The sequence below is a fragment of the Sphingomonas sp. genome (assembly GCF_035555815.1).
Lineage (GTDB): Bacteria > Pseudomonadota > Alphaproteobacteria > Sphingomonadales > Sphingomonadaceae > Sphingomonas.
The window spans coordinates 1-9,764 of the sequence record NZ_DATMGG010000075.1 but is presented as its reverse complement, the minus strand read 5'-3'; the positions used below and the strand labels follow the sequence as shown (position 1 = coordinate 9,764).

Genomic DNA, 9,764 nt, shown 5'->3' with positions numbered 1-9,764 from the left:
CCGGCCGGGCGGGCGGAGCGCGTCGCGCATCTGCTCGATCTGGTTTCGCTGCCGGCCGATCTGGCCGATCGGCTGCCGGCGCACCTGTCCGGCGGGCAGGCGCAGCGCGTCGGCTTCGCGCGGGCGCTCGGCGCCGCGCCGTCGATCATGCTGATGGACGAGCCGTTCGGCGCGCTCGATCCGGTGACGCGCGACGCGCTGGGTACGTCGATCCGCGCGCTGCACGACCGGCTGGGGCTGACGACGGTGATGGTGACGCACGACATGGCGGAGGCGCTGCTGATCGCCGATCGCGTGCTGGTGATGCGCGGCGGCAGCGTCGTGGCGGACGAAACGCCCGCCGCGCTGATCGCCGGCGCGGGCGGGGCGGACGCGGCGGCGCTGGTCGCGGTGCCGCGCGCGCAGGCGCAGCGGCTGGCGGCGCTGTCGGCGCCAGCGGCGGGCGCATGAGCGAGGTCTGGACACGCGTTCCCGGGCTGCTCGCCAGCCACGTGCTGCTCGCCGCCGCCGCGCTGCTGCTCGGGCTGGTACTGGCGATCCCCCTGACGCTGGCGTCGGCGCGCAGCCCGCTGGTGGCGCGGCTGGCGCTCGGTTTCGCCAGCCTGGTCCAGACGATTCCGTCGCTGGCGTTGCTCGCGCTGTTCTATCCCATTCTGCTGTCGCTGTCGGCGCTGGTCGGCGGCGGCATTCCGGCGCTCGGCTTCCTGCCGTCGCTGCTCGCGCTGGCGCTCTATGCGTTGCTGCCGATCCTGCGCAACGGCGTCACCGGGCTTGCCACGCTCGACCCGGCGGTGATCGAGGCGGCGGACGGCGTCGGCATGACCCGCTGGCAAAAGCTGCGGCTGGTCGAGGCGCCGCTGGTCGCGCCGGTCCTCATGGCGGGCATCCGCACCGCGGCGGTATGGACGATCGGCGCGGCGACGCTGTCGACCACCGTCGGCCAGCCGAGCCTGGGCGATTTGATCTTCGCCGGGCTCCAGACCCAGAACTGGGCGCTGGTGCTGGCCGGCTGCACCGCCGCCGCCGCGCTGGCGCTGGGGGTCGACGCGCTGCTGGGGCTGGCCGAACGGGGGATCGCGACGCGGCGGCGCTGGCTGTGGATCGCGCCGCTGGCGCTGCTCGCCGCCGGGCTGGCGGTGGCGATCGCCCCGCGCCTGCAATCGACGCGCGGCACGGTGGTGATCGGCGCCAAGGGCTTTTCCGAGCAATATATCCTGGCGCGGCTGATCGGCCACCGGCTGGAGGACGCGGGATACCGCGTCACCTATCGCGAGGGGCTGGGATCGGTGGTGGCGTTCGCCGCGACGGCGGCGGGCGACGTCGACGTCTATGTCGATTATTCGGGCACGATCTGGACCAACGAGATGAAGCGCACCGACGTGCCGCCGCGCGCGGGCATCGTCGCCGGGGTGCGCGACTGGGCGAAGCGGGCGCATGGCGTGACGCTGGTCGGCACATTGGGATTCGAGAACAGCTATGCCTTCGCCATGCGCGGGGACGACGCGGCGCGGCGCGGCATCGCCACCATCGCCGATCTGGCCCGCGTCGCGCCGACGCTGAACCTGGCCACCGACATCGAGTTCCTCGAACGGCCCGAATGGCGCGCGGTGCGCGACGCCTATGGCCTGCGGTTCAGGAGCGCGCGGCCGTATCAGCCGACCTTCATGTATCGCGCGCTGGAGGACGGCACCGCCGACGTCATCCCCGCCTTTTCCTCCGACGGGCGAATCGCCGCCGACCGGCTGGCGGTGCTCGGCGATCCCAAGGGGGCGATCCCCGGCTATGACGCGATCCTGCTCGCCGCGCCGGCGCGCGCGAACGACGCCGCCTTCCTCGCCGCGCTGCGCCCGCTGCTCGATCATGTCCCGGTGCAGCGAATGCGCGAGGCCAATTACATGGTCGACCGCGACCGCGACAAAAGATCGCCCGATCAGGCGGCGCGGTGGCTGGCGGCGCGGATCGGGATCGCGCCCCGGGATCAGGCGCGCTAGATCACGATGCGAAACAGCGCGCCGCCGCCCGGCGCATCGGCGACGTCGATCGTGCCGCCGTGCGCGACGACGATCTGGCGCGCGAGGTTCAGCCCGACACCGGTGCCCGCCTTGCGCGTGGTGAAGAACGGCAGGAAGATATCGCCGCGCAGCCCGTCAGGGACGCCGGGGCCGTTGTCCTCAACCTCAATCGCGACGCTGGCATCGCGCGCGCGGGCGATGCGCAGCGCCACCGCCGGATCGGCGCGCGCGGCGGAGGCGGCCTCGGCCGCGTTGCGCAGCAGGTTGATCAGTACCTGCGCCAGCATCGCGCGATCGGCATCGATCTGGAGCGCGGGGGGCGTCACCGAGCGCGTCAGCGGCACAAGCGGCCAGTCGGCCGCGAACAGCCGCGCCAGTTCGTCGGCCCATGGCGCAATCACGAAGCGGGCCGGCGTCACCACCGGCGGCCGCGCGATCGCGCGGTAACTCTCGACGAAATGCTGCAATCCTTCCGCCCGGCGCGCGAGCGTGGTCACCGCCATGCGCGCATCGGCGAGGTCGGCGGTGGCGGCGGGCGGCTGCCCCTCCAGCAGCGCCGCCGCGGTGGATGCGAGCGACGTCACCGGGGTCAGCGAGTTGAGGATCTCGTGCGTCAGCACGCGGACGATATCGGTCTGCGCGGCGACCTCGACGCTGTCGAGCGTGCCCTGGATCGGCTGCACGGTGATCGCGCGGGTGCGCGTGCCGAGCCGTTCGAGCACCGCCGAGCGCATCAGCACGCGCTGCGGCCGGCCGTCGATGCTCAGCAGCAGCACCTCCTCACGCGGGCCATCCTCGGCCAGCCGGCGGGCAAAGGTCGCGCCATAGCCGGCATAGTCGGCGGCGCGCGCGCCGGGGACGTGGCGGAACAGCGATCGCGCCGCCTTGTTGCCCGGCGCGATCCGGCCGGCGTCGTCGATCGTCAGCAGCGCGACCGGCATGTCGTCGACCAGCGCCTCGCGAAAGCGAAGCTCGTCGGCGGCGCGGTCGCGGTCGTCGCGCAACTGGGCGAGCGCGTTGTCGAACGCCTGCCCCAGCGCGCCGAACCCCGATCCGCCGGTGCGATCGAACCGCGCGCCGACGTCGCCGAATCGCAGCGTCTCCACGAAGCGTGCGACCGCGTGATTGGTGTACGAGACATGGTGCCACAGACCCCAGGCGATCGCCGCGAACATCAGCCCGGCGACGATCCGCGCCGCGCCAAGGCCGGGCGTCGCCAGCGCCGCGATCAGCATCCCCTGCGCGACGAACAACGCGACCACCCACCCGATCAGACCGAGGGTGAAGCGCCGGCTAAAGCCCATGCTTTTCCATCCGGCGATAGAGCGCGGCGCGCGACAGCCCCAGTTCGGCGGCGGCGAGCGAGATGTTGTAGCGGTGCTTGCGCAGCGCCTCCTCGCACAGCCGCTTTTCGACGCGGTCGAGGTTGAAGTCGTCGGGCGGCGGCGCGGGCGCCACCGGCGGCGCCGCGACCGGGCCAAGCGGGAAATCCTGCGGCTCCAGCGGCGCGTCGCCAGCCAGGATCACCGCGCGTTCGATCGCGTGGCGCAGCGCGCGGACGTTACCGGGCCAGTCGTGCGCGGCCAGCGCCGCGCGCGCGGCGTCGCTCAGCCGCGGCACCGGCCGGGCATAGCGCCGCGCGTAGAGCGCGAAATAGTGATCGACCAGTTCGGGCACGTCCTCGCGCCGGTCGCGCAGCGGCGGCAACTCGATCTCGACGGTGTTGAGCCTGAACAGCAGGTCGGGGCGGAAATGGCGATCGTCGCGCAATGTCGCGGGCGATGCGTTGGTCGCGGCGATCACCCGGATATCGACCGGCACCGGCTTGTTCGCGCCGACCGGCGTCACCTGCCGCTGTTCGAGCACGGTCAACAGCTTGGGCTGGAGCCGCAGCGGCAGGTTGCCGATCTCATCCAGGAACAGCGTGCCGCCGTCCGCCGCCTGGATGCGCCCGACGCGGTCGCTGCGCGCATCGGTGAACGCGCCCTTCACATGGCCGAACAATTCGCTGTCGATCAGGTCCTCGCTCAGCGCGCCCAGATCGACGGTCAGCATGACCTTGCCCGCGCGCAGCGACTGGCGGTGCAGCTCGCGCGCGACCAGCTCCTTGCCGGTGCCGTTCTCGCCCAGGATCAGCACGTTGGCATCGGTCGGCGCCGCGCGCGCGATCAGCGACGCCACCCGCGCCATGCCGGGCGAGCGGCCGAGCAACGGCGTCTCGGTGCCGGGCGGCGGTTCGGAGATGGCGACCACCCGCGCCTGTTCGGTCGCCACCGCTCGCCGCGACCGGCGCAGCGTGGCGGCGGTGCGCGCGGTGGCGAGCAGCCGTTCGTTCGACCACGGTTTCGACACGAAATCGGTCGCGCCATGCTTCATCGCCTCGACCGCGATCTGCACGCCGGCGTGCGCGGTGATCATCACCACCACGATTTCGGGATCATGCGCGACCAGCCGGTCGAGCCACGCCAGCCCTTCGCGCGCGTTGGTGGCGCCGCGCGCGAAATTGGCGTCGAGCAGCACCACGTCGGGCGACTTCGCCTCGATCGCCGGCAGCGCCTCGTCCGGGCTGCGCGCGGTGACCACCTCCGCGAACAGCTGGCGGAGCAGCAGGCGGGCCGCGATGAGGATGTCCTCATCATCGTCGACGACGACGCAGCATTCGAATTCGGTGGCCATGATCGTCCGCTCTCGTACAAAAACTGTGCGAATTCGGACAATCAATTTGCGTGCCAACCGGAGGCATCGCACGAAAACGGCGGAAAACCGCGCTTGGCACGATCGATGCGGAGGACGGGGCAACGGCAGTCCGCCGAACCGAAAGGAGCCCGTCATGTCCACCACCACCAACCGCCTGCTCAGCATCGTCGCCGCGTTCGCCGCCACCGCGACGCTGGCCGTCGCCTCTTCCGCGCCGCTGCCGGCCACGACGCAGATCGCCACGCTGGCCGTGCCGACCATCGCCGCATGATCGCGCCGCGCGGCCACGATCGTCCGCTTTCGGACAGATACTGTCCGAAAGCGGACAGGACGCCCCCGCCGATCGCCGCCCGCCCCGTCGGCGGGGCGTATGGCACGGTGATTGCGTAGGCGTACCAGCATGAGCGTCATCCGCATGAGCAGCGAAGCGACCGAACCCCCGGCGTCCGGCAGCGGCATGGATCGCGCGGTCGAACGACGCGGCGTGCCGGCGCGGATCAAAATCGCGGGCGGCGTGGTTGCCGTGGCGCTGGCGGCGCTGCTGTTCTGGTGGTTCGCCCCCGGCGCGGGCAGCCAGACGCTGGCCGCCGGGCAGGTGACCATCTCTTCCGTCACGCGCGGGACGTTCGAGGATTTCGTGCCGCTGCGCGCGCGGGTGACCCCGCTGCTGACCGTCTACCTCGACGCGGTCGAGGGCGGACGGGTCGAGAAATTGCTGGTCGAGGACGGCGCCACCGTCGCCCGGGGCCAGTTGATCGTCGAGCTGTCCAACGCCGAGCTGCAACTATCCACCCTCGCCCGCCAGACCGAGGTCGAACAGCAGATCAACAACATGCGCAGCCAGGAACTGGCGCTGGCGCAGACCCGGCTGGGCAATGAGCGCGCGGTGCTGGAGGCCGGGCTGGATACCGCCAAGGCAAAGCGCCAATATGAACGCGAGGCGCCGCTGGCCTCGCGCGGCTTCGTCCCCGCCAAACAGTTCGACGACACCCGCGACGCCTATGCCTATCAGCAGCGCCGGCTGGCGGTGCTCCAGCGCAGCCAGGCGACCGACGAGCGGCTCCAGGCCAGCCAGCTCGCGCAACAGCAGGCGGCGGCCGAATCGATGCAGTCCGGGCTCGCCATCGCCCGCGCCAACCTCGATTCGCTCAAGCTGCGCGCGCCCGTCGCCGGCCAGCTTTCCGGTTTTTCGATCCAGGTCGGCCAGTCGATGCAGCGCGGCGAGCGGATCGGCCAGATCGACAGCCCCGGCCGCAACAAGCTGATGGCCGGGGTCGACGAATTCTACCTCGGCCGCGTCGCGGTCGGCCAGCGCGCGGCGCTCGACGTCGGGGGCAGGTCCCATGCGGCGCGTGTCACCAAAATCTATCCGCAGGTCCAGAACGGCCAGTTCCAGATCGACCTGCAATTCATCGGCGACGAACCCGCAAACCTCCAGCGCGGCCAGACGGTGCAGACCCGGCTGACGCTGGGCGATCCGACGCCGGCGGTGCTGGTGCCGGCCGGCAGTTTCTACAACGATACCGGCGGCAGCTGGGTGTTCGTGGTCGCGCCCGACGGCCGCAGCGCGGTGCGGCGCCAGGTGCGGATGGGCCGCCGCAACAGCGAGACGATCGAAGTGCTCGACGGCCTTCAGCCGGGCGAACGCATCATCACCTCCCCCTACACCGGTTTCACCGACAAAGACCGGCTCGACCTCAGCCAGTGACGAAAGGACCATCGATGCTCACCATGCGCGATCTCTCGCGGGTCTACCGCTCCGACACGGTCGAGACGACCGCGATCGACCATATCGACCTCGACATCGCGGCGGGCGAATTCGTCGCGGTGATGGGGCCGTCGGGGTGCGGCAAGTCGACCCTGCTCAACCTGATCGGGCTGCTCGACAGCCCGTCGGGCGGATCCTACGTCATCGCCGGACAGGAGGTGGCCGGACTGCCCGAGGCGCGGCTGGCCGAAGTGCGCAAGCGCAACATCGGCTTCATCTTCCAGAGCTTCAATCTGGTCGACGAGCTGACGGTGCGCGAGAATGTCGAGCTGGCGCTGCTCTACCACGATGTCCCCGCCGCCGAGCGCCGCGCGCGGGTCGACCGGGTGATGGACCGCGTCGGCATCGCCCATCGCGCGCGCCACCGCCCCAGCCAGCTGTCGGGCGGGCAGCAGCAGCGCGTCGCGGTCGCCCGCGCGCTGGTGGCGGAACCCAGGCTGATCCTGGCCGACGAACCGACCGGCAACCTGGACACCCACCACGGCGAAGAGGTGATGCACATGCTGCAGGGCCTGAACGCGGAAGGATCGACGATCGTGATGGTCACCCACTCGCCCGCGCACGCCGACTATGCCAGCCGCGTCATCAACATGCTCGACGGCCGTATCCTGCAGGAACAGCGCCGCGCCGCCTGACGCCATCGCCGCTATTGCTCGAGGGGGAGACGCCCGATGTGGCACAATTACCTGATCGTCGGCCTTCGCGCGCTGGCCAAGAACAAGACCTATGCCTTCATCAACATCCTCGGTCTGGCGATCGGGCTGGCGGCGTGCCTGATGATCCTGCTCTACGTCCAGTATGAGCGCAGCTACGACGCCTGGCTGACCGACGCCGACCGCACCTATCAGTTTCAGGTCGACTACCGCAGCAAGACCACGTCGGATCGCTTCAACAACCAGGGCGCGCCCTATGTGACCAAGGCGGCGCTGCTGAAGGACTTCCCGCAGATCGAGAAAGCGGTGTTCATGGGCGCGACGCCGGTCACGCTGATCGACAAGGAACGCGCGATCACGCTGCGCAACTCGCGGATCGTCGACGGCCCGTTCTTCGACGTCATCAATCTGCCCCTAGCGCAGGGCGGTGCCAATGCGCTGGCGATGCCCGGCACCGCCGTGCTGAGCGAAAAGGAGGCGACGCGGCTGTTCGGCACGACCAACGTCGTCGGCCGCACGGTGACGTTGAGCGCGGTGGGCAACCAGGGCGACTATCGGATCACCGGCGTGCTGAAGGATCTGCCGCGCCATTCGCATCTGGCGATCGACGCGCTGGTGCGGGCGGACATACCGACGCTGTACACCCGGATTCCCGATTTCCTGACCAACTGGGGCTGGACCGGCGGGTGGGTCTATCTGCGGATGCGCCCTGGCGCCGACGTCGCCGCGATGAGCGGCCAGCTCGAGGCGTGGAAAAAACGCAACATCCCCGACCAGGTGTTCAACGGCCAGCGTACCAACCAGGGCGACGGGCGCACCTACAGCTTCGTCAATGCGCGCGACGTGCATCTGGGCGAAGCGCAGGGATCGGCGATGACGCCGGGCAACGATCGCCGGTCGATCACCACCTTCGCCGTGGTCGCCGTGCTGATCCTGGCCATGGCGTGCATCAATTTCACCAATCTGGCGACGGCCCGCGCCAGCCAGCGCGCCCGCGAAGTCGCGCTCCGCAAGGTGCTTGGCGCGACCCGCCGCCAGCTGGTCACCCAGTTCCTCGGCGAATCGATCCTGCTCGCCGGGATCGCGATGTTGATCGCTCTGGCGGTCACCGAAGTGGCGATGCCGCGGTTCGCCAATTTCCTCGATGCCGATCTGACGCTGCACTATTTCGGCAGCGGCGGGCTGTTGCTGCCCGTGCTGGCGCTGGTGGTACTGGTCGGCGCGGCGGGGGGCCTTTATCCCGCGCTGTACCTGTCGCGCTTCCAGCCCGCGCGCGTGCTCAAGGCCAACAAGTCCGCCGCCGACGCCGAAGGGTCGGGCCGCCTGCGCAGCGCGCTGGTGGTGATCCAGTTCGCCGTGTCGATCGGGCTGATGGTGTGTACCGCGGTGATCTATGGCCAGACGCGCTACGCGCGCACGCTCGACCCGGGCTACAAGCGCGACGGGCTGGCGCAGATCGAGGGCATCGGCGCGAGCAGCCTGCGCGACCGCGTCGACGGGATCGCACGGGCCATGGCCACGGTGCCCGGCGTCCAGTCGGTCGGTATGGGCGGCATCGGCATCAACACCGGCAACACGTCCAGCACGTCGGTGATCGTGCCGGGCCGCAGCGACCCGATCGACATCGGCATCTATGGCGTCGACGCCGGCTATTTCGCGACGATGGGCATCCGCACGGTGGCCGGGCGGGTGTTCGACGCCAACCGGCCGATGGACGACATGACCACGCCGATGCCCGAAGATCCCGCCGCCGAACAGGCGCTGGTCAACCGCGGCGGCCATGTCGTCCTGAACGAACTGGGCGTGAAGCGGTTGGGCTTTGCGAACGCGCGCGACGCGGTGGGCAAGACCATCACCTATGGCGTCGACGACAAATATGGCGGGACGATGCCGCTGACGATCATCGGGGTCGTCGCCGATTCACGGTTCCGCACGATCGACACGCCGATCGAGCCGGTCATGTTCATGTTCGACCGGCACAACATCTATTGGCTGGTCGCGCGGTATCAGGGCGATCCCGCGTCGATCCGCGCGGGCATGGAACGGGTATGGCGCCGCATCGCACCGGACGCGCCATTCGACTTTGATTTCGGCGATGCGATCATGGCGCGCACCTATGCGCGGATCGACGCGCGGGCGCAGATGTTCGGCATGTCATCCATGCTCGCGATCGTCGTCGGCTGCCTCGGGCTGTTCGGGTTGGCCGCGTTCACCGCCGAGCGGCGGACCAAGGAGATCGGCATCCGCAAGGTGCTGGGTGCCCGCACGCGCGACATCGTCCGCTTGCTGGTGTGGCAATTCACCCGCCCGGTGCTGATCGCCAACCTGATCGCGTGGCCGGTGGCGTGGTGGGTGATGCGCGACTGGCTCAACCGGTTCGATGCGCGCATCAGCCTGGACGCGACCCCCTTCGTGTTGGCCGGTGCCGCCGCGCTGATAATCGCCGTCGCGGCGATCGGCGCCCATGCCTGGCGCGTGGCGCGCACCAACCCGGTCGTCGCGCTACGCTATGAATGAGGCGGGCCAGCCCGCGCCCGCCTCGAACGCCAGCAGCCGCTGCTTCACCTCCAGCCCGCCGGCGAAGCCGGTCAACGCGCCGTTCGACCCGATCACGCGGTGGCAGGGCGCGATGAT

At 70.2% G+C, this 9,764-nt stretch carries 9 protein-coding genes; 6 read left to right on the top strand and 3 right to left on the bottom strand.

Annotated features, from left to right (window positions below; all coding sequences use genetic code 11):
- Both VNR91_RS04285 and VNR91_RS04280 read left to right on the top strand, forming a co-directional pair.
- Positions 1 to 450: ATP-binding cassette domain-containing protein (locus tag VNR91_RS04285; RefSeq protein WP_325489550.1), on the top strand; the 450-nt coding region annotated here is incomplete at its 5' end.
- Complete coding sequence (locus tag VNR91_RS04280) at positions 447 to 1,991, top strand: ABC transporter permease/substrate-binding protein (RefSeq protein ID WP_325489549.1); 1,545 nt, start codon at positions 447 to 449, stop codon at positions 1,989 to 1,991. The genes VNR91_RS04285 and VNR91_RS04280, both read left to right, overlap by 4 nt.
- On the opposite strand, the gene VNR91_RS04275 is transcribed toward VNR91_RS04280, so the two are convergent.
- Positions 1,988 to 3,316 (bottom strand): sensor histidine kinase, encoded by a 1,329-nt coding sequence (locus VNR91_RS04275; protein ID WP_325489548.1) that lies wholly within the window; start codon positions 3,314 to 3,316, stop codon positions 1,988 to 1,990. The genes VNR91_RS04280 and VNR91_RS04275 overlap by 4 nt on opposite strands.
- Positions 3,306 to 4,688 carry a sigma-54 dependent transcriptional regulator gene (locus VNR91_RS04270; protein ID WP_325489547.1) on the bottom strand — a complete coding sequence of 461 codons (1,383 nt, stop codon included), beginning with the start codon at positions 4,686 to 4,688 and terminating at the stop codon, positions 3,306 to 3,308. The genes VNR91_RS04275 and VNR91_RS04270 overlap by 11 nt, the downstream gene beginning before the upstream one ends.
- Before the next feature lie 154 nt (positions 4,689 to 4,842).
- Between VNR91_RS04270 and VNR91_RS04265 the strand changes: the two genes are divergently transcribed.
- The 4 genes from VNR91_RS04265 to VNR91_RS04250 all read left to right on the top strand — a co-directional run bounded on the left by VNR91_RS04265 (position 4,843) and on the right by VNR91_RS04250 (position 9,647).
- Positions 4,843 to 4,980, top strand: a complete 138-nt coding sequence (locus VNR91_RS04265; RefSeq protein WP_325489546.1) for a hypothetical protein — start codon at positions 4,843 to 4,845, stop codon at positions 4,978 to 4,980.
- 129 nt (positions 4,981 to 5,109) lie between these two features.
- Positions 5,110 to 6,417, top strand: coding sequence for an efflux RND transporter periplasmic adaptor subunit (locus tag VNR91_RS04260; RefSeq protein ID WP_325489545.1), 1,308 nt, complete (start codon positions 5,110 to 5,112; stop codon positions 6,415 to 6,417).
- 14 nt (positions 6,418 to 6,431) lie between these two features.
- A complete protein-coding gene (locus VNR91_RS04255) occupies positions 6,432 to 7,112 on the top strand; it encodes an ABC transporter ATP-binding protein (RefSeq protein ID WP_325489544.1) in 681 nt (226 codons plus the stop codon).
- A gap of 36 nt (positions 7,113 to 7,148) precedes the next feature.
- On the top strand, positions 7,149 to 9,647 hold the full coding sequence (locus VNR91_RS04250) for an ABC transporter permease (RefSeq protein ID WP_325489543.1): 2,499 nt from the start codon (positions 7,149 to 7,151) through the stop codon (positions 9,645 to 9,647).
- Here VNR91_RS04250 and VNR91_RS04245 read toward each other — a convergent pair.
- Positions 9,633 to 9,764: MGMT family protein (locus VNR91_RS04245; RefSeq protein WP_325489551.1), on the bottom strand; the 132-nt coding region annotated here is incomplete at its 5' end. The two genes, VNR91_RS04250 and VNR91_RS04245, sit on opposite strands and share 15 nt — an antisense overlap.